19 protein-coding genes are annotated in these 19,226 nt (G+C 62.7%); 11 read left to right on the top strand and 8 right to left on the bottom strand.

Annotated elements, in window-relative coordinates; translation table 11 throughout:
* Nucleotides 1-4 precede the first annotated feature (4 nt).
* From JYU29_RS02740 to JYU29_RS02720, 5 genes are all read left to right on the top strand, one after another.
* Nucleotides 5-823, top strand: a complete 819-nt coding sequence (locus JYU29_RS02740; RefSeq protein WP_213983226.1) for an ABC transporter ATP-binding protein — start codon at nt 5-7, stop codon at nt 821-823.
* Nucleotides 820-1,590 carry an ABC transporter permease gene (locus JYU29_RS02735; protein WP_213983225.1) on the top strand — a complete coding sequence of 257 codons (771 nt, stop codon included), beginning with the start codon at nt 820-822 and terminating at the stop codon, nt 1,588-1,590. Before JYU29_RS02740 ends, JYU29_RS02735 begins: the two co-directional genes overlap by 4 nt.
* Nucleotides 1,591-1,619: 29 nt before the next feature.
* Complete coding sequence (locus JYU29_RS02730) at nt 1,620-2,642, top strand: ABC transporter substrate-binding protein (protein ID WP_213983224.1); 1,023 nt, start codon at nt 1,620-1,622, stop codon at nt 2,640-2,642.
* Between the two features lie 108 nt (nt 2,643-2,750).
* Nucleotides 2,751-3,233, top strand: a complete 483-nt coding sequence (greA, locus tag JYU29_RS02725; RefSeq protein WP_213983223.1) for a transcription elongation factor GreA — start codon at nt 2,751-2,753, stop codon at nt 3,231-3,233.
* Between the two features lie 43 nt (nt 3,234-3,276).
* Complete coding sequence (locus tag JYU29_RS02720; protein WP_213983222.1) at nt 3,277-3,858, top strand: AAA family ATPase; 582 nt, start codon at nt 3,277-3,279, stop codon at nt 3,856-3,858.
* Here the strand turns inward: JYU29_RS02720 and JYU29_RS02715 are convergent.
* The 3 genes from JYU29_RS02715 to JYU29_RS02705 form a co-directional block, all read right to left on the bottom strand.
* Nucleotides 3,809-5,620 carry a glycoside hydrolase family 15 protein gene (locus JYU29_RS02715; protein WP_213983221.1) on the bottom strand — a complete coding sequence of 604 codons (1,812 nt, stop codon included), beginning with the start codon at nt 5,618-5,620 and terminating at the stop codon, nt 3,809-3,811. The genes JYU29_RS02720 and JYU29_RS02715 overlap by 50 nt on opposite strands.
* A complete protein-coding gene (locus JYU29_RS02710; protein WP_213983220.1) occupies nt 5,613-6,425 on the bottom strand; it encodes an SDR family oxidoreductase in 813 nt (270 codons plus the stop codon). Before JYU29_RS02710 ends, JYU29_RS02715 begins: the two co-directional genes overlap by 8 nt.
* Nucleotides 6,426-6,584: 159 nt before the next feature.
* Nucleotides 6,585-7,280, bottom strand: a complete 696-nt coding sequence (locus JYU29_RS02705) for a GntR family transcriptional regulator (protein WP_250157156.1) — start codon at nt 7,278-7,280, stop codon at nt 6,585-6,587.
* A 205-nt stretch (nt 7,281-7,485) separates the two neighbouring features.
* Here JYU29_RS02705 and JYU29_RS02700 point away from each other — a divergent pair, with 205 nt between their 5' ends.
* The 6 genes from JYU29_RS02700 (at nt 7,486) to JYU29_RS02675 (ending at nt 15,163) form a co-directional block, all read left to right on the top strand.
* Entirely contained in the window at nt 7,486-8,763 is a 1,278-nt protein-coding gene (locus JYU29_RS02700; RefSeq protein ID WP_213983218.1) for a M20 family metallopeptidase, read from the top strand.
* A 17-nt stretch (nt 8,764-8,780) separates the two neighbouring features.
* Nucleotides 8,781-10,340, top strand: coding sequence for an ABC transporter substrate-binding protein (locus tag JYU29_RS02695; RefSeq protein ID WP_213983217.1), 1,560 nt, complete (start codon nt 8,781-8,783; stop codon nt 10,338-10,340).
* Between the two features lie 107 nt (nt 10,341-10,447).
* A complete protein-coding gene (locus tag JYU29_RS02690) occupies nt 10,448-11,395 on the top strand; it encodes an ABC transporter permease (RefSeq protein ID WP_213983216.1) in 948 nt (315 codons plus the stop codon).
* Nucleotides 11,388-12,212 carry an ABC transporter permease gene (locus JYU29_RS02685; protein ID WP_213983215.1) on the top strand — a complete coding sequence of 275 codons (825 nt, stop codon included), beginning with the start codon at nt 11,388-11,390 and terminating at the stop codon, nt 12,210-12,212. Before JYU29_RS02690 ends, JYU29_RS02685 begins: the two co-directional genes overlap by 8 nt.
* Nucleotides 12,213-12,222: 10 nt before the next feature.
* The gene (locus JYU29_RS02680) at nt 12,223-13,875 is read left to right on the top strand and encodes a dipeptide ABC transporter ATP-binding protein (RefSeq protein WP_213983214.1); all 1,653 of its coding nucleotides are present in this window, start codon (nt 12,223-12,225) and stop codon (nt 13,873-13,875) included.
* A gap of 49 nt (nt 13,876-13,924) precedes the next feature.
* A complete protein-coding gene (locus tag JYU29_RS02675; RefSeq protein WP_213983213.1) occupies nt 13,925-15,163 on the top strand; it encodes a M20 family metallopeptidase in 1,239 nt (412 codons plus the stop codon).
* Between the two features lie 47 nt (nt 15,164-15,210).
* Here the strand turns inward: JYU29_RS02675 and JYU29_RS02670 are convergent, their stop codons facing one another.
* From JYU29_RS02670 to JYU29_RS02650, 5 genes are read right to left on the bottom strand one after another with little or no spacing between them, the layout of a single operon-like run.
* Entirely contained in the window at nt 15,211-15,891 is a 681-nt protein-coding gene (locus JYU29_RS02670; protein WP_213983212.1) for a class I SAM-dependent methyltransferase, read from the bottom strand.
* Between the two features lies 1 nt (nt 15,892).
* Nucleotides 15,893-16,333, bottom strand: a complete 441-nt coding sequence (locus tag JYU29_RS02665) for a pseudoazurin (RefSeq protein ID WP_213983211.1) — start codon at nt 16,331-16,333, stop codon at nt 15,893-15,895.
* On the bottom strand, nt 16,330-17,136 hold the full coding sequence (locus JYU29_RS02660) for an ABC transporter ATP-binding protein (protein ID WP_213983210.1): 807 nt from the start codon (nt 17,134-17,136) through the stop codon (nt 16,330-16,332). The genes JYU29_RS02665 and JYU29_RS02660 overlap by 4 nt, the downstream gene beginning before the upstream one ends.
* Entirely contained in the window at nt 17,133-18,209 is a 1,077-nt protein-coding gene (locus tag JYU29_RS02655; protein ID WP_213983209.1) for a FecCD family ABC transporter permease, read from the bottom strand. Before JYU29_RS02655 ends, JYU29_RS02660 begins: the two co-directional genes overlap by 4 nt.
* Nucleotides 18,206-19,222, bottom strand: coding sequence for an ABC transporter substrate-binding protein (locus tag JYU29_RS02650; RefSeq protein ID WP_213983208.1), 1,017 nt, complete (start codon nt 19,220-19,222; stop codon nt 18,206-18,208). The genes JYU29_RS02655 and JYU29_RS02650 overlap by 4 nt, the downstream gene beginning before the upstream one ends.
* Nucleotides 19,223-19,226: the final 4 nt, after the last annotated feature.

Genomic DNA, 19,226 nt, shown 5'->3' with positions numbered 1-19,226 from the left:
AGGAATGCCAAAAAACGACGTTGCCGCCGTTCGCCTGAACGGTGTCGCCATCAGCTTTGATCTGGCTGATCGGCGCCGTTACGACGCGGTTGCGCCCACCGATCTCGCGGTGGGTGAAAACGAGTTCGTTGCCATTGTCGGCCCGACCGGCTGCGGCAAGTCCACGCTGCTGAATGCGACCGCCGGTCTGCTGAGGCCGGCAAGCGGGACGGTCGACATCTTCGGTGTGCCCTTGAGCGGGATCAACCGGCAGGCGGGATACCTTTTCCAGCAAGACGCGCTGATGCCGTGGAAGACGGTGATCGACAATGTCGCGATCGGGCTGGAGATCGCGGGAACGGCGCGCACGGAAGCCTTAAAGACTGCGCGGCACTGGCTAGAGCGCGTCGGTCTCGGCGCGTTTTGCGATCGTTATCCGCAGATGCTGTCGGGCGGCCAGCGCAAGCGTGTCGGCCTCGCGCAGGTTCTGATCCGCGATCCGCGTTTGCTTTTGATGGATGAGCCTTTCGGCCCCCTCGATGCGCAAACGCGCCAGATCATGGGCGATCTCCTGTTGAAGCTGTGGTCGGAAGACCGCAAGGCGGTGATGTTCGTGACGCATGATCTCGATGAAGCGATCGCGTTGTCGGACCGCGTCGTGATCATGTCGGCCGGACCGCGCTCGCATATCATCGGCGATTTTCCCGTCACGCTGGAGCGGCCGCGCAATGTCGCGGAAATCCGGCACGATCCAGACTTCATCCGGCTTCATCGCGACATCTGGGACGCGCTGCGCGATCAGGTGATGAAGGCCTATGACAACACGGCCGGAGCCGCAGCATGAACCGCAGCCTGCTCCTTCTCCTGCAGATCCTCGTGGCGCTCGTCGTCGTGGCCTTGTGGCATCTGGCATCCGCCACAACCCTGTTCGGCAATCCCAAGACGATCGCCTTCTTTTTCGCCAATCCGCTGGGGGTGGCGGAGCGTATCTGGACCTGGTTCAGCAGCGGTTCGATCTGGTATCATCTCGGCATCACGCTGACGGAAGCCGCACTGGCCTTTCTGATCGGCTCCTTCGGCGGCGTGGTGTTCGGCTTCTGGTTTGCCCGCAAGCCGCTCGTGGCCGCCGTGTTCGACCCGTATGTGAAAGCCGCCAACGCTCTGCCGCGCGTGGTTCTGGCGCCGATTTTCGCCTTGTGGTTCGGGCTCGGCATCTGGTCGAAGGTCGCGCTCGGCGTGACGCTGGTGTTCTTTATCGTCTTCTTCAACGTGTATCAGGGCGTGAAGGAAGTCAGCCAGCCGGTGCTCAACAATGGCCGCATGCTGGGCATGAACGAACGCCAGCTGCTGCGACACATCTATCTGCCGTCGGCGCTCTCCTGGGTGTTTTCCAGCCTGCACACGTCCGTCGGCTTTGCCGTGGTGGGTGCTGTGGTGGGTGAATATCTGGGATCGGCAGCGGGTCTGGGCTATCTTATCCATCAGGCCGAAGGCGTGTTCGACGTCGTCGGCGTGTTTGCCGGCATGTTCGTTCTGATGGGCTTCGTGCTGGTGGTGGACGGTTTGGTGACGCTGGTCGAGCGCAAGCTTCTGGCCTGGCGCGCTTCGTAAAAACGACAAATCAAACGGGAGGAAGCGAAATGAAACGCAGAACAGTTCTCATGGGCGGCGGTGCGCTGGCGCTTGGTGCGGCGGCAGGCGTTTGGCCGGCCTTTTCACAGGACGGCAAGCCGGAAAAGACCGACATCACGCTTGGTGTGGGCGGCAAGCCGCTGCTTTATTACCTGCCGCTGACGATCGCGGAAAAGAAGGGCTTCTTCGAAAAGGAGGGGCTCAACGTCTCAATCAACGATTTCGCGGGCGGCTCGAAGTCGCTGCAGGCGCTGATCGGCGGTTCGGTGGATGTCGTGACCGGCGCCTACGAACACACGATCCGCATGCAGGACAAGGGTCAGGATGTCGTCGGCATCTGCTCGCTCGGACGCTTTCCGGGCATCGTGATTGCGGTGCGCAAGGATCTCGCCGGCGAGGTGAAGACGATAGCCGACCTCAAGGGCCGCACGGTCGGCGTGACTGCGCCGGGGTCGTCCACGGCGCTGATGGTGCAATATGCGATGCTGAAGAACGGCTTGCAGGAATCCGACGTGTCCCTGATCGGCGTTGGTGGCGGCGCGGGTGCGGTCGCGGCCATGAAGCAGGGTCAGGTCGACGCGATTTCGCATCTCGATCCGGTGATCGCGCAGCTGCAATATGACGGTGACATCGAGATCCTGCTCGACACGCGCACCGAAGCCGGCACGCGCGACCTGTTCGGCGGCCCGAACCCGGCAGCGACGCTTTACACGACCGGTGCCTTCCTCGAGGAAAACCCCGTCACCTCCCAGCGTCTGGTGAACGGCATGATGGCATCGTTGAAGTGGCTGCAAACGGCAACGCCCGACGAGGTCGCCGACACTGTTCCCGAGGAATATCTGCTCGGCAATCGCGACCTGTACAAACAGGCCTTCGAGAATTCGCGCGAGATGTTCTCGCCCGACGGCATCGTCTCGAAGGAAGGCTACGCGTCGATGATGGAGGTTCTGAAGACCCTCGATCCCGAGCTGGCCGATGCGGATGTCGCCTATGAAAAGACCTTCAACGACAAGTTCGTGAAGGCGGCCTAGGCGGGCAGGCTCCCGTCCGGCAAGCGCAACGGGTTGCCACGCGCTTGCCGGCTTTTGCGCCTATGAGGCTCACGCAGGAAACGATGATGTTCGGTAAGGAATGATCAAGTGAGCGTGGCCTTTGTCAAGGAAGACAGCGCGGAAGCGGCCGCTGAGACCGTTCTGCCGCCGCGCCCGATCTCGGATCGACCCAATCTGGTGACGGAAAACGGGCTGGCGATGCTGCAGGCGGCGCTCGCCAGCGCCCAGCAGGCGCTCGAAGCCGCCAATCTGCTCGAGGACATCAACGAGCGACGGCGGCAATCCGCCGTGCCGGTTCGCGACGTCCGATACTTCGCCGAACGCGTTCGCACGGCGCAGCTGACGCGGGCGAGTGCGTCGACAGAGGTCGTCGCCTTCGGCCACACCGTCACCTTCGAACGCGATGACGGCCGCACCCAGATCTTTCACATCGTCGGCGAAGACGAAGCCGATCCCGCAAAAGGCTCCATCTCCTACGCCTCGCCCGTGGCCGCGGTCCTGATCGGCAAGTCGGTCGGCGACGTGGTCCAGCTCGGGCCGCGCGAACTGGAGATCCTGTCGATCGCTTGATGGCTTCGACTGTTACTCGATCACAATCTGCAAGCGATCCAGCATGACCCATGGTCGACACGTCGTTCTGTCCGGCTGCTCGGGCGGCGGCAAGTCCACCCTGCTTGAGGAACTCGCGCGCAGGGGTTTTTCGGTCGTAGCCGAACCCGGTCGCCGGATCGTCGAGGAAGAGCTGCTTGGTGACGGCGGGGCGCTGCCCTGGAATGACCTCGCAGCCTTTGCCGAACGGGCGCTCGATCTTGCCGCGCGCGATCGCGCTAGCGTTGCTGGCGAAGCGGGCTGGGTGTTCTTCGACCGTGGACTTGTGGATGCGGGGGTGGCGCTAAGTCATGCCACAAGAAAGCCTTTGATCACGCTACTTGCGCCCTTCGCGCGCTACCATCCCCAAGTCTTCCTAACGCCGCCGTGGCCGGACATTTACCGCCGCGACGATGGGCGGCAACATGGACTGGAGGAAGCGGTGGCCGAGTACGAGCGGCTGCACGATGCTTATAGTAAGCTCGGCTACGAGGTCACTGTGCTTCCGAAAGTCAACGTCGAGCAGCGTGCCGACCTCATCCTGCACAATGTCGGCATCACGGCTGCCAGAGCGGCTGATGGCCGGGGTCGAGGCGGCGGTCGGTGAAGTAGGCGGCGCTGATGAAGGCGAGATGGGTGAGCGCCTGGGGGAAGTTGCCGAGCGGCAAGCCTCGTTTGTCGAGCTCTTCCGAAAACAGGCCGAGCCCGTTGCCATAGGCCACGCCCTTGGCGAGAACCAGCTGCGCCTGATCCAGCCGCCCGGCGCGGGCCAGGCATTCCGCATACCAGAAGGTACAGGTGGTGAAAGCGCCCTCGCCGCCTTCCAACCCGTCGGCATTGCGATAGCGATAAACGAGCCCGTCATCGCAAAGCTGGTCGGCAATCGCGTCCAGTGTTTTCAGCCAGACCGGATCCGTTGCGGACACGAAGCGCACCAGCGGCATCATCAGCAAGGCCGCATCGAGTTCGGTGCCGCCGCGTGTCTGCACGAAATAGCCGTGTTCGGGATGGCGGAAGTTGTCCCAAATATCCGCCGAGATCTGGTCGCGGCATTCGGCCCAGGCCACCAGGGGCGCCGGCAGCGAGCGCTTGTTGGCAAGCCGGATCGCACGATCGAGCGCCACCCAGCACATCAGACGCGAATGCAGGAAATGACGCGGCTCGCTGCGCATCTCCCAGATGCCGGCATCGGCTTCGTTCCAGTGCTCGATGACGTAATCGACGATGCCACTGATATGCTTCCACCCGTCACGGCTGATGGCGCGGCCATATTTGTTCGACAGATACACGCTGTCCATCAGCTCGCCGAAGATGTCGAGCTGGCTTTGGGCATGGGCCGCGTTGCCGATCCGCACCGGACGGCTGTCCGCATAGCCCTTCATGTGGGGCAGCTCCTTCTCGTCCGCCGCTTCCGAACCATCGATCGCGTACATCACGTGGATCGGGTGCTCCGCATCGGAATCCATGACGCGCTCTGCCGCCCAATGCCGGAAGTGTTCGGCTTCCTCGATGAAGCCGAGCCGCATGAAGGCATAAACGGTGAAGGAGGCATCGCGAATCCAGGTCGCGCGATAATCCCAGTTTCGGCCGGCGCCGGTGGCTTCGGGCAAGGAGAAGGTGGCTGCCGCCGCGACAGAGCCATACTTGGCGGAGGTCAGCAGTTTGAGCGAAAGGGCGGAGCGCAGAACCTGTTCGCGCCAACGGCCCTTGTAGGTCGAGCGCGACACCCAGCTGCGCCAGGCGGTCGTGGTGGCAGCGATCTCGTTTTCGATGCATTCGTCGTCGGGACAGACCAGCGTTTCCGCGCCAAGGATGAACCAGGCGCTTTCGCCGGCAGCCAAGGTGAACTCAGCCGTCGCCGCGCCGTCTTCACAAACGAGCGGCACCGAGGAAAAGAGGTTCAGCTTGAGATCGCGTCCCTGAAACACCACGCCGGCTTGCGCAGGCTCGACCTTCGGGACCTCGCGGGCGTAATCGAAGCGCGGCGCGCAGCGAACGGTGAAGGTGACGGTTTCCCGTCTTGCCCTGACCCGGCGGATCAAACAGCGCGCATCGGGACCGACATGCGGGCTCGCGTCCGGATGCGGCATCAGATCCACGACCTCGGCACTGCCATCCACTGCCGACCAGCTCGTCATCAGGACGTTGGTTTCGGGGATATAGAGCTGAAGATGTCTCGGATCCTCGAGATGCGGCTCGATCGAAAACAGACCGCCGCTTTCTCGATCGAGAAGGTCGGCGAAGATGGTTGGACTGTCGATCGCCGGCCAGCACAGATAATCGATCGTGCCGTCATTGGCGACGAGCGCGGCGGTTTCCATGTTTCCGATGATGCCGTGCTCACCGATCGTGCGGCGCGGCTCAGCCATTGTCACGGAACTCGGGGTAGAGCGACATGCCGCCATCCACGAACAGCGTGGTGCCGGTGACGTAATCCGCTTCGTCGGAGGCCAGCCAGACGGCTGCGCGTGCGACATCCTCGGGTTCGCCGATGCGGCCATAGGGGATCAGACGCAGAAGCTTGGTGAGCGCTTCGTCTGTTTCCCAGGCAGCCTTGTTGATGGGGGTGCGGATGGCGCCCGGCGCGATCGCGTTGACCCGAATGCCGTCAGCCGCGACTTCCTGCGCCAGCGTCTGCATCAGCATACGCAATCCACCCTTGGCCGAGGCATAATTGATGTGCCCGGCCCAGGGGATGATCTCATGCACCGAACTCATCGCGATGATGGCGCCGGCACTGCGCGATGGACGGCCATCCTTGGGTTGGGCGCGAAAGCGGCGCACGGCTTCGCGCGTGCACAGGAATTGGCCGGTGAGGTTGATGCCGATCACCGCGTTCCAGTCGTCGAGCGTCATGTCGGCGACGGCGGCATCCTTCTGGATGCCGGAATTGGATACGAGCACGTCGACCCGGCCGAAATGCTCGACGGCCGCATCGAACAAGCGCAGCACGTCGCTTTCCTTCGACACATCGGCCTGCACCGCGACGGCACGGCCGCCTTTGCTGGTGACGCGCTCCACCAGTTCGTCCGCGGCTTCGCCATGGGAATGGTAGTTGGCGATCAAAGCGGCGCCGGCGCTCGCCAGCCCTTCGGCAACGGCCAGCCCGATGCCCGAGCTCGCTCCGGTGACGATTGCGACGTGATCCTTCAAGGACCGAGTGGTTGTTTCCAAGGAAGGCCTCCGAAGATTTGCCGTGGCGTTCTTCAGAAGTAGAGAGCGATGCGCGGATGACCAATGGCAAGCGGTCGCAGGCGGGTCGTTCCAGGCGCCCTTCCGTTCAACACGGGATCAACGATGTGTGTTTGAGCCGGATGCTGACTCCAGCGGCCGTCACTGGATTTCGTTGATGTAAACGTCTTCGCGCGTGCAGGCCCGGTGATTGTTGAGAAGAATGGGGCGGCCCATCTGATCGTAGGCGACTTCGTGCAGCATGAGGACGGCGGCGGGTTGCGTCATGTTCAACAGGCGGCAGTCGGTTTCGGTGGCGAGATCCGCCTCGACCTGCTCGCGCACGGCGGAGATCTTCAGCCCGTAATCGTCCCAAAGCATCGGGTAAATACGATGGGGCACGAGATCCGGATCGGTCGGAAAATCCGGAACGAGGTGGGCGGGAAGGATCACCACCTCGTGCATCACCGGGCGCTCATCAACCAGACGCAGACGGTGCAGGTGGATCACGGGCGCATCGTCCGGCAGAGCAAGGCGCGTGGCTTCATCCGGGCTGGGTGGGCGCGTGGTCAGGTTCAGCACCTGCGAGGTCGAGTTCTGCAGCTTCCCGCTGCGCGCATGCAGGCGGAAGTAATCGAAGAAGAACCGGAGGGAATGGTGGGGAATGCGTCCCGTGACCACGGTTCCGGTCTTGCGCCGGCGCACCAGAACACCACCGGCGGTCAATTCGCTCAATGCGCGCCGGATCGTGCCTACCGAAACGCGGAACTCCTGCGCCAAAGCAACTTCGGCGGGAACGACCGTGCCGGTTGGCCAGACGCCGGTTTCGATGCGCGACGCGATCTGCTCCGCAACCATACGGTACATCGGCAGCGGTGGGGTGGGCCGGTTTAGAATCTTCTCCTCCTCGATTCCAAGCGGATGCTGCGCCCTTCTTACTGGAAGTTCACTGGTCCGTCATGCCAGCGAAATGCACGTCAAACCGCTTGCAAGGCGCAATACTATATAGTTTATAGTAATGAAAACCCTGGGCTAACATGGGGTATCTGAACGAGGGGCTATAATGGGTACGAACACGGCTTTGGCCGGCGCATCGGCGTTGATCGATTCCGAGCTGGATCTGGCGGTTGCCGATCTCCAGCGAATGATTGCGACCGACACCCGCTTTCCTCCCGGCAACGGCTACGACGCTTTTGCCGGTTTGATGGAAGAGATCCTCGCTCCCCTTGCAATGGACACCCAACGGGTCACCGTTCCCGAAGACCTGTGGTTCGTGCCGCGTGGTCCGGCATCCGGTCCACGCATCAACCTTCTTGCCGAAACGCAGGATGAGCGACCGGCTTGCAGCCTTTACTTCCACGTCGATACGGTCTGCGCCGCGACCGGCTGGCAGCGCGATCCGCTTCGTTTGACGGAAGAAAATGGCGTTCTCTACGGGCTCGGCGCGGCCGACATGAAGGGCGCGGTTGCCGCTGCCGTTCATGCCCTGCGCTGCGCCAAGAAGGCCGGCCTTCCTTTGGCTTATCGCCCGCAGCTGCTTCTTTGCACCGATGAAGAAGGCGGGCTTTATCCCGGCATTCGCTATCTGGCAGAACAGGGGCTGATCAAAGGCCATCTCCTCAACTTCAACGGCTCGGCGGGACCGCGTATCTGGGGCGGTTGTTTCGGCTCTTTCAACCTGCAGGTTACGGTTGAAGGTTTTGCAGCACACGCCGCCGATCATTCCAAGCAGGCCGTCAACGCGATCGAAGCGGCCTTGCCGATGATGCAGGCGGTGCAAGACCTGCGTGCCGACGTCAGCCAGACCGTCTCGCAACTGCCTCCGCCGCCCGGATCGCCACCGCTGGCTGCGCAGATCGCCATCACCGTTGCCAATGGCGGCACATGCGGTGGCCAGGTTCCCGACCGCTTCACCTTTCTGGTTTCGCGCCGCTACGCGCCGGAAGAGGATTTCGACACGGCGCGCAAGCAGATCGAGGATGTCATCCGCGCCGCCTGCCCGCATGGTGCGACGCTCCATTTCGACCTGATCGGCCACCTCATTCCGACCGCCGATCCCGAAGGTCCGCATCTGCCACGCTGGCTGAAGGCGGTGCAGGAAGGGTTCGGCTACCGGCCGGAAGAGTTCGCAAAATACGCCGCAGCCAGCGCGTCCGACACCGGTTATGCGCAGCAGGCCGGCGCGGTTCAGGAAGCCATTCTCGGCGGATTGATCCGTCCGACATCGAATGCGCATGGCGCCGAGGAACATACGACGCGCGCGGATCTGGCAGCCCTTTCGCGCACCATCCTTTGCTACCTCGCCAGCGATTTCACCCCAGACCTCAACCCCGATCTCTGACCCTCAGGAGCCGCAACATGTCGATCAGCCGTCGTGCCTTCCTTCGAAGCAGTGCCGCCGTGGCCGCACTCAGCCTGGCCTTGCCCGAATTCGCCTTCGCCCAGACCAAGGCGGAAGCCGGCGGCACGCTGCGCGTTGCCGTTGATCAGGCGATCAGCGTCATTCATCCGCTTCTGACGCGCGTGAACCCGGAATATCTCGCCGTTGAACTGCTTTATTCCGGTTTGACGCGTCTCGGCGTCAACATGCAGCCCGAGCCGGATCTGGCGACAAGCTGGGAGTCCAACGACGATCTGACGGAATGGACCTTCACCTTGCGCGAAGGCGTCAAGTTCCATGACGGATCGCCCTGCACGGCAGCCGATGCGGTTGCGAGCTTCGAGGCCATCCTGAACCCCGAAATGGCTTCACCCGCGCGCAACAATGTCGGACCGATCGACAAGATCGAGGCGGTCGACGACACGACGGTGCGCTTCACCCTGTCGACGCCTTATGCCGATCTACCGGTGGCGCTGAGCTACAACAATGCCCGCATCATTCCAGCCGCGGTGATTTCCAGCGACTTCCAGAGCCTGCGCAGCAAGGCTGTCGGCACAGGTCCGTTCAAGCTGGTGTCCTATGAGCCGGATCGCCTGCTGGTGGTGGAGCGCAACCCGGACTTCTATGATCCGGAGCGTCCTTATCTCGACCGCATCGAACTGCATGTCTTCCCCGATCTCGGCGCGCAGATCTCCTCGCTGATTTCAGGCGACATCGACATGGTGTCGACGGTCGCACCGAACGATTTCATGCGTCTTGAGGGCCAGGACGGCATCGATACGCTGCGGGCGGCATCCGGTCAGTTCTGCAACGTGAACTTCGGCACGGATATCGCGCCATTCAACGACGTGCGCGTGCGCAAGGCGCTGGCTCTGACCATCGACCGCGATGCCATGGTCGACTTCATGACTGAAGGCTTCGGCACGAAGGGCAACGACACGCCGCTGAATGAATCCTATCCGTTCTTCAAGGCTTTGCCGCAGCGCGAAAAGAACATCGAGGAAGCCAAGAAGCTTCTGGCCGAAGCAGGCTTCCCCGATGGTTTCACTGCGGAACTGGTTGCCTCGGATCGCCCGGCCATTCGCACGCAGCTTGCCGTCGCCTTGAAGGAAATGGCGAAGGAAGCGGGCATCACGATCAACGTCAACACGATGCCGCACGCCACCTATCTCGATCAGGTATGGACCAAGGGCGCCTTCTATGTCGGCTTCTACAACATGCAGCCGACGCCGGATGGCATCCTGAAGCTGTTGTTCACTTCCGACGCGGCCTGGAACGAAACGCGGTGGAACAACAAGACGTTCGACGATCTCGTGGCGAAGGCGCGCGCGGTTGCCGATCCGGCCGAGCGCACCGAGCTTTACACGCAGGCGCAGCAGCTGATGCATGACGAGGTGCCCTCGCTCATTCCAGCCTTCTTCGACGTGCTCGGCGCCAAGCGCAGCTGGGTTCAGGATTACCAGATCCATCCGCGCGCTTCCGTGTTCCGGCTCGATTACGCCTGGCTGAACACCGAAGCGCCGACCCGCAAGGGCTGAGCCCTGTTCCGGTCCGGACTGCTCCTCGCATCCGGACCGGCTGTTTTCATGACGCGCCGACCCGTTCATTGGAACGGGCCGGTTGCGCTCACAGGATCTGAACCGCCGTGTCAGCAAGCTATATTCTCAAGCGCATCGCGCTGATCTTCTACACGCTTGTCGTTGTTTCCCTGCTGGTGTTCGCCATCACCCAGATCCTGCCGGCCGATGCGGCGGTGATGATGCTGGGTGAGAATGCCACGGCGGACGCGCTGGAGGCTCTGCGCCAGCAGATGGGTTTGAACGATCCCATCTGGCTGCAATATCTCCATTGGGCCGGCGGCGTGCTTCAGGGTGACTTCGGCACGTCCTTGCGCACCGGGCAGCCGGTCGGGCCGGCGCTGTTTTCGGCACTCGGTACCTCGCTGACGCTTGCAGCCTTCGCACTGGTTTTCATGCTGCTTCTGGCGATCCCGATGGGTATCATCGCGGCGGTGCGGCGCGGCAAGTTTGCGGATCTGAGCGTCAGCTTCATTTCCTATATCGGCGTGTCGCTGCCGGAATTCGTGACCGCCACCCTGGCTGTGGTGCTCGTTGCCGACTGGTGGAAGCTTTTGCCGCCGGCCGGCTATGTGCCGCTGACGCAGGACTTCTGGGGCGGTCTGGAACGGCTGATCCTGCCCGTGATCGTGGTTTCCGTGATGATGATCGCGCATGTGTCGCGCATGGTGCGCTCCGAACTCGTTGACGTCATGCACACCGATTACATCCGCGCCGCCCGCCTCAAGGGTTTGACCCCGCGCCGCGTTCTGTTCCGGCACGGACTGCGCAATGCGCTTCTTCCCACCATCACCATTGTTGCGCTCGATGTCGGCTATCTGCTCGGCGGCGTGATCGTGGTGGAGGAAATCTTTTCCATTCCGGGGATCGGCCGCTCGCTGATGTCGGCCATTCAGGCGCGCGATCTGCCGGTGATCCAGGCCGGCGTGATGATCATGGCGACCACCTATGCGGTTGTGAACTTCATCGCCGACGTGACCTATGCGTGGCTCGACAAGAGGATCCAGTATGACTGATTTTCTGCGCCGTCTGTTCAGGACACCGCAGGGACTGCTGGGTTGCCTGATCGTTGGTCTGATCCTCCTTGCCGTCGTGGCCGGCAGCTGGGTAACGCCGTATGGCCCCAACGACATGCAGGCGCTGGCGCGCTACAAGGCACCGTCGGCCGCGCATTGGCTGGGCACGGACCAGTATGGCCGCGACATCCTGAGCCGCCTGCTCGATGGTGCGCGCTCGACCGTGGTGATGGCGGTTCTCGCGACCTTTATCGGCACGCTCGGCGGCGCGATCCTCGGCACCGGCTCGGCCTATCTCGGTGGTCGGGCGGATGAGTTCATCATGCGCACGGTGGACGCCGTGATGGCGATACCGTCCCTGCTTCTGGCGCTGCTGGTTGTGTCGCTGCTCGGCTCCAACTCCGCCAATGCGCTGCTGGCCATCGCAATTGCTTTCGTTCCCAGCATGGCACGCATCAGCCGCTCGGTTGCTCTGACCGTGCGCAAGCAGGATTATGTCAGCGCCGCCGTCGCGCGTGGCGAGGGCGCCGCTTATATCGTGTTGCGCGAAATGCTGCCCAACGTCATTGCGCCGATCGTGGTGGAGATGACGATCCGCGTGTCGTTTGCCGTCATGCTGTTCGCCACCCTTTCCTTTCTCGGCCTCGGCGCGCAGCCGCCCGCGAGCGACTGGGGGCTGATGGTGTCGGAAGCCCGGCAGTTCCTCCACCGTTCCTACTGGATCCTGCTTTGGCCGAGTGCTGCGATCGCGCTGACGGCGATCGGCTTCAACCTCCTGGGCGACGGGCTGCGCGATGCCCTCAATCCCCGGACCTGAGGAGGACATCATGACCTCAGACAACACGCCCGTTCTGACGATCCGCGATTATTCGCTGGCTTACAGGGTTCCCGCCGGCAAAATCGAGGTGCTGAAAGGCATCGATCTCACTGTTCATCGCGGCGAGATCGTCGGACTGGTGGGCGAAAGCGGCTCGGGCAAATCGAGCCTTGCCAGCGCCATCATGCGCTATCTTCCCGGCAATGCCGAAGAAAACGCCGGCGAGATCCGGCTCGGCGAGACCGATCTGCGTGCGCAAAGCCAGCGCGCCATGGCCGATATTCGCGGCCGGCGCATCTCGATGGTGTTTCAGGATCCGGCGACCTCGCTCAATCCGACGCTGCGGCTCGGCGAGCAGCTGGCCGAGGTGCTGATCCGACATCAAGGCTTGAGCAAGGACCAGGCCTGGCGCGAAGGGGAAGCGCGGCTGGCGCATGTCGGCTTGAAGACGCCTGCCGAAATGATGCGACGCTTTCCCCATGAAGTGTCGGGCGGCGAAAAGCAGCGCGTTGTGATTACCACCGCCTTTGCCTGCAATCCCGAACTGATCATCTTCGACGAACCGACCACCGCGCTCGATGTCATTACGGCCCGCCAGATCCTCGATCTGTTCGGTGCGCTGCAGGCCGAAACCGGCGTCGCCTCGCTCTACATCTCCCACGATCTGGCGCTGCTGTCGCAAACGGCCCGCCGGGTTGCCGTGCTGGAAAAAGGCACGATCGTGGAAGAAGGCGAAACGGCTGCACTGTTCCGCGCGCCTGCTCATCCCTATACCCGTGCGCTGATCGACGCCGTTCCGCATCCCGAAAAGCCGCTGGTCGAGGCACCTGTTGGAACAACGGCGCCGCCGCTCGTGCGCATCAGGGATGTTTCGGTTCATTACGGTCGCAAGGGGCTGCTCGACACGCTTTTGCGGCGCGACTTTCAGCGAGTGGCGGGCAACCGCTCGATCACGCTCGACATTCAGCCGGGCGAGGTGCTTGGCATTGTCGGCGAAAGCGGTTCGGGCAAGTCGACGCTTGCCAAGGCGATGACGGGGCTCAACGCTTTTGAAGGGTTGATCGAGTTCGATGGCCGCCCTTTGCGGGGGCTGTCCGACATGAACCGCTCCTATCGCCGTGACGTGCAGATCATCTTCCAGCATCCCGACGCATCGCTGAACCCGCGCCAGAAGATCTCGGAGATCCTTGCGCGTCCGATCAAGCTTTACGGCAACAAGGATGCCGGCACGACGCGGGACCGGATCGTCGCGATGCTGGAACGCGTCCGGCTACCGGCGAGCACCATCGACCGTTACCCGCACCAGCTATCGGGCGGTGAAAAGCAGCGCATCGCGATTGCGCGCGCTTTCCTGTCGAACCCTCGGCTGGTGATCTGCGACGAGATCACCTCGGCGCTCGATGTCTCCGTGCAGGCTTCTGTGATCGAGCTGTTGATGGAGTTGCATCGCGAAACAGGCGCGACCTATGTCTTCATCACGCATGACATCAACCTCGTGCGCCAGATCGCCCATCGCATCGCCGTGATGTATCGCGGCGACCTGATCGAGGTGGCGCCGGCTTCGGCGATCGCCGATCCCGACCGCAAGCCTTACACGCGCGAGCTTCTGGCGGCCGTTACGCCGCCGGCCTCCACGCAGCGCGCACAACCCACCCTTTCCTGACCATTCCAGGCTGAAGCATCAGCCTTTTCTCTCTTTCAAGGAGATCATCATGGACCGTAAAGCGCTTCTCGACCGCGTCGATGAAAAAGCGTGCCTCGACTTCGTGTCGATGATGGTGAAGCACAAGACCTATTCGGAAACGGAGGGCGAAACGATCCTCGTGAACCGAATGGTCGAGGAGATGAAGGCGATCGGCCTCGATGCGGAGGTCCGTCCCTTCGGCGAGAAGGGTCGCTGCAACGGCGTCGGCACATTTCGGGGTGACGGCACCGGCAAGAGCCTGATCTTCAACGGGCATCTCGACACCAATCCGGTAACGGAAGGCTGGACGGTCGATCCCTGGGGCGGCCTGGTCGATGATAAATTCATCTACGGCATCGGCGTGTCCAACATGAAGGCCTCGGACGCAGCCTATTTCTGCGCTGTAAAGACGCTGAAGGAAGCCGGGGTCAAGCTGAAGGGCGACGTGATCCTGACCTATGTGGTCGGCGAATTGCAGGGTGGCGTGGGCACCGAAGCGCTTCTGCACGAGGGTCTCAAGGCGGACTATTTCGTCAATTGCGAGCCGAGCGACCTCGTTGCCGTGACGATGCATGCGGCCGCCCTCAAGTTCCAGATCGAGCTGACGGGCGACACCCGCCATCTTTCCAAGCGCGAGCAATCCGTGGACGCGCTGGTGGCCGGCTGCGATCTGGTACCTCGCCTGAATGCGATGACGTTTTCGGGTGCGCTCAGCGACGAACATGCTTCCGTCAACCGCTGCCATGTCGGCGTGTTCAAGTCGGCGCTGGGCCGTGAGCTCGAAGAATGGCGCCCTCCCCAGGTTGCCGACTTCTGCGTGCTCAAGGGTTCCGCGCGTTACGCGCCCGGCCAGAGCCGCGAAGGCGTTCTTGCCGACATGGAAGCAGAACTGACCGCGCTGCGGGACCGCTTTCCCGGTTTGAAGACCAAGCTCATTTCCATGGACACGATGGAGGAAAAAGGCCTTTCGCTGATGCCGGCCTATGAGGTGCGGCGCGACAGTCCGATCGTTGCGGCCATCAATGCAGCCTATAGGGAAGTCCGTGGCGAGGATCAGCCGACTGGTGCGATCACGCCGACTCGCTTCTATGGCTCGGATGCCGGCCATCTCTACGAGCTCGGCGGCATGGAAGGCATCGTTTGCGGCTGCGGCGGACGCTACAACACCATGCCGGACGAGCGCGTCGACATCGTCGACTACATCGACATGATCAAGGTCTACATGCTGACGATCCTGAACGTCTGCGGCGTGGCGGAGGATGCCTGACCGTCTCCGCCGCTTTTCAGGGGCGCGTGGATAGGCCGGTTGACCGCCTAGGCGGTCCTTTGCCGGGCCGTCAGCACGAAGAAACGGATCATCTCCTGCGCGCCGGGATCGTACATCGTGCCGTAGAGATCATTCGGCAGAAGATGCTGCCACGCGGTGATGTCGCCGAAGCCGGCGCGGTCGAGCATGGCGCGGGCTTCGGTTTCGGAGAGGCCGTTGACGAAGGGCAGTTCGGCGCCGAAGGCGTCGGCGCTGGTGTTCGGGCTGGTGCGCCAAAGGCCGTCTGATACAAGAATGCGGCCACCGGGGCGCAGCAGACGGTGAGCGAGGCGCAGCGTTTGTTCGGGCTGTTCCAGCGTCCACAACACGTTGCGGATGGTGACGATGTCGGCGCAGGCGTCAGGCAGGTCGGCGTCGTCCATCGTGTTTTCGATGAAGCGAATGTCGAGGCCGCGTTCCTTGGCTTGGGCGCGGGCGTAATCCAGCATGCCGGAGGCGCCATCCACGGCCGTGACGCGGTGGCCGAGCGTGGCGCAAAGAAGCGCGCAGGCACCCGTGCCGGTGCCGAGGTCGACCACGTCCAGTTTTTTCTCGCCGAGTGCCTGCCTGAACAGGTTCAGCCAGGTGTCGAATTGCTTGAGGTGCGACGCCGCACCGTCGAAACGATGGGCGCGCGCCGTCCAGTGTTCGGACATGGCTTTGGCGGTTTGTGGGGCAACGCGGGTCATGTCAGAGCCCGGCCTGCTTTGCGGTTTCGATGATCTTGGTGAAGCGCTTGCGGGCGCTCGGCGGCAGCTTCTCGGGCAGCTTGACCTCTTCGGCCTTCCTTTCGCCGACCTGGATCAGCATCACCATGCCCATGTCGAAATGCGGCGAGCACTTCACGCCGTAGGTGCCTTCCTCTTCGAGCGTGACCTCGAATTCCTGGTTGATCTTGCTGAGGAACGGCTCCGCGCCTTCCGGGATGAAGCCGTCGATCGTCGCGACGTTGTGACCCTTTACGGTCGGCAGGAACTTCACGGTGTCACCCGGCTTCACCACGAGATAGGCCGGATCATAATCCATCGGGCCGTTTGGACCGCGGTTGAGCATCTTCACTTCATGCGTATCGGCCCAAGCGAGGCTGGACAGGCTGCAAAGCAGAACTGCGGCAAGTGCAGTGCGGATCATGAATGCTCCTCCTTGATGAGTGTCGTGTTGGCCGCCGGTAGCCCAAGCGGCTGGAAGCGGATGACGCGGCTGCCGTCTTCGGGATCAACGAGAAAGCTCGCGCGGACATTGAAGACGTCGCGCATGATCTGCGCCGTCAGCACTTCGGCGGGCGGGCCGATCTGAACGAGACGGCCGCCGTCCAGCACCGCGACACGGTCGCAATTCATCGCCTGATTGAGGTCATGCAAAGCAACCACGGTGGTGATCGGCAGCGCGCGCACCAGGCCGAGGATCGCCAGCTGATGCTCGATGTCGAGATGGTTGGTGGGCTCGTCGAGGAGCAGGATGGTCGGTTGCTGCGCCAGCGCACGGGCGAGATGCACGCGCTGCTGCTCGCCCCCCGACAGCGTGTGCCAATGGCGCCTGGTCATGCCGGCCATGTCGACATCAGCGAGTGCCTGGGCAACGATGGCATTGTCGCGCGGCGACCAAGGCTCGATCGCCGACAGCCAGGGCGTGCGGCCGAGTTCGACGGCATCCTGAACGGTGATGCGCTCGGCCGTGCCGGCATGCTGCTCAACCAGCGCGAGGATCTGCGCGATCGCGCGACGTGGCATGGCGGCCATGGGTTGCCCCTTTAGCGTCACCGTGCCGGATGATGGCGCCAGAATGCCGGCCAGCATCTTCATCAGCGTCGATTTGCCGGAGCCGTTTGGACCGAGAATGCCAAGCATCTCCCCTTCCCGCACGCTCAGGCTGACCTCGCTGACGATGGCCGTGTTGCGCACGGTCCAGCCAAGATTTTCAGCACGCAGCATCATCGCATGCTTCTTCCGCGAATGAGGATGAGCGCAAAGCCCGGTGCGCCCACTAGCGCTGTAATGACGCCGATCGGCACAACCTGACCGGGAATGGCGGTGCGCGAGACGATGTCGGCGATCACGAGAAACACGGCGCCAGTCAAGGCGGTGACCGGCAGGAGGCGGCCATGGCGGACACCGACGAGGAAGCGGGCGGCGTGCGGAATAACGAGACCAACAAAGCCGATCGAGCCGACGAGGCTGACCATCACAGCCGTCATCAGCGCGGTCATCGCGATCAGCACCACCTGCACGCGGCGCACGGGGATGCCGAGCGACGCGGCGGATTCCGCACCAAAGGCAAAGGCATCAAGCGCGCGCATGTGCCAGATGCAGACTATGACGCCGCCAAGGGCGACCGGCACCGCAAGCCAGACATCGTCCCAGCGCACGCCGCTCAGATTCCCGAGCAGCCAGAACATGATGCCGCGGGCTTGTTCGGCATTGGCCGAGCGCGTGATGATGAAGGAGGTCAGCGCGTTGAAGAGCTGCGATCCGGCAATGCCTGCAAGGATGATCTGGCCTGTGCCCTGCGCGCTCACACCACCGCCGGCCGCCTTCGCCAGAAGCGCAACCAGACCGAAGGCGAGTGCTGCACCCCAGAAGGCACCGAAAGACAGCGACACCATTCCGCCGCCGACCCCGATTACCGTGACCAGTACGGCGCCGGTGGATGCGCCGGCCGAAAGGCCCAGAAGGTAAGGATCGGCCAGGGGATTGCGAAGGAGCGACTGGAGCACCGCGCCGCTGACGGCAAGGGCTGCCCCGCAGCTTGCCGCAACAATGGCGCGGCTGATGCGATAACTCCACACGATGCCTTCCTCGATCGGATCAAGCGTATAGGCCGCACCAAAGATGCGGTTGGCGACGGTCTTGCCTATGACGTCCAACGGGATCGCCGTTTCGCCAATGGCCGCACCCATCGCCACGGCCAGCAGCAAAAGCAGCAGCGCGCCGAGGCAGTAAAGGGCGATGCGGCGCTTGTGACCGGAAACCCGGTTTGCCGGCGCTTGATCCGATACGAAGAAGCTCATTTCGCCGCGTAGGTCTTTTCTAAACCGTCGACAATGGCTTCGATCCCCATCGGGATGCGGATGCCTGCGTGAATGGCATGGGCATCAACCACCACGATGCGGTCTTCCTTCACGGCCTTCATCTGGCTGGTGACCGGATCGCTTTTGAGGAAGTCGAGCTTGACCTGCACGTCGTCGGCGGGGAAACGGCGCCGGTCCATGCGCGCCACGAAGATGATGTCGGGATCGGCCTTGGCAACCGTTTCCCAACCCACCACCGGCCATTCCTCGTCGGATTGCACGATGTTCTTCAGGCCGATTTTGTTCATGACATAGGCCGGAATGCCCTTCTGGCCGGCCATGTAGGGGTCGATCTCGATATCGGCGCTTGAGAACCAGAAGGCGGCCGTCTTGCCTTCCAGGCCCAGCCCTTTGGCCTTTTCGCTAGCCGCGGCTTCGCGGGTCTTCATGTCCGCAAGCAGCGCCTCGCCCTTGGCCTGGACGTCGAAGATTTCCGACAGCTCGCTTACGGCCTTGTAGACGCTGTCGATCGAAAAAGCCCTGGTGCGCGTTCCATCGCCACCCGTTTGGTTGTCCTTGCCGACGCAATCGGCGGGCATGATGTAGGTGGGGATGCCGAGGTCCGAGAACTGCTCTCGTGTGGCGGTCACGCCTTGCGGGCCGACATGCCATTCGAACTGGCTGGTGACGAGCTGCGGCCGCTTGGCGACCACGCTTTCGAAGCTCGGATGGTTGTCGGCAAGCCGCTCGATCTTCGCGTTGGCTTCCTTGTATTGCGGCAAAACATCGTTGAACCACACGGAGGTGCCTTTCACGCGCTCTGCAAGGCCGAGCGCGTAAAGCATTTCCGTGCCGGTCTGACCGACTGTCACGACGCTTTCCGGCGCGTGATCGAAGCGGACCGTTTGGCCGCAGTTTTCCAGGCTGAGCGGGTATTGCGTGGGCTCGGCCCAAGCCTGATGCCCGACTATAACGAGCGTGGTGACGGCAAGCGCCAGGCGAACTGAAATCATGATC

The organism is Tianweitania aestuarii (genome assembly GCF_018457165.1).
Taxonomy (GTDB): Bacteria; Pseudomonadota; Alphaproteobacteria; order Rhizobiales; family Rhizobiaceae; genus Tianweitania; species Tianweitania aestuarii.
The sequence above is the reverse complement of the archived record's forward strand: the minus strand, read 5'-3'. Positions and strand labels throughout refer to the sequence as shown.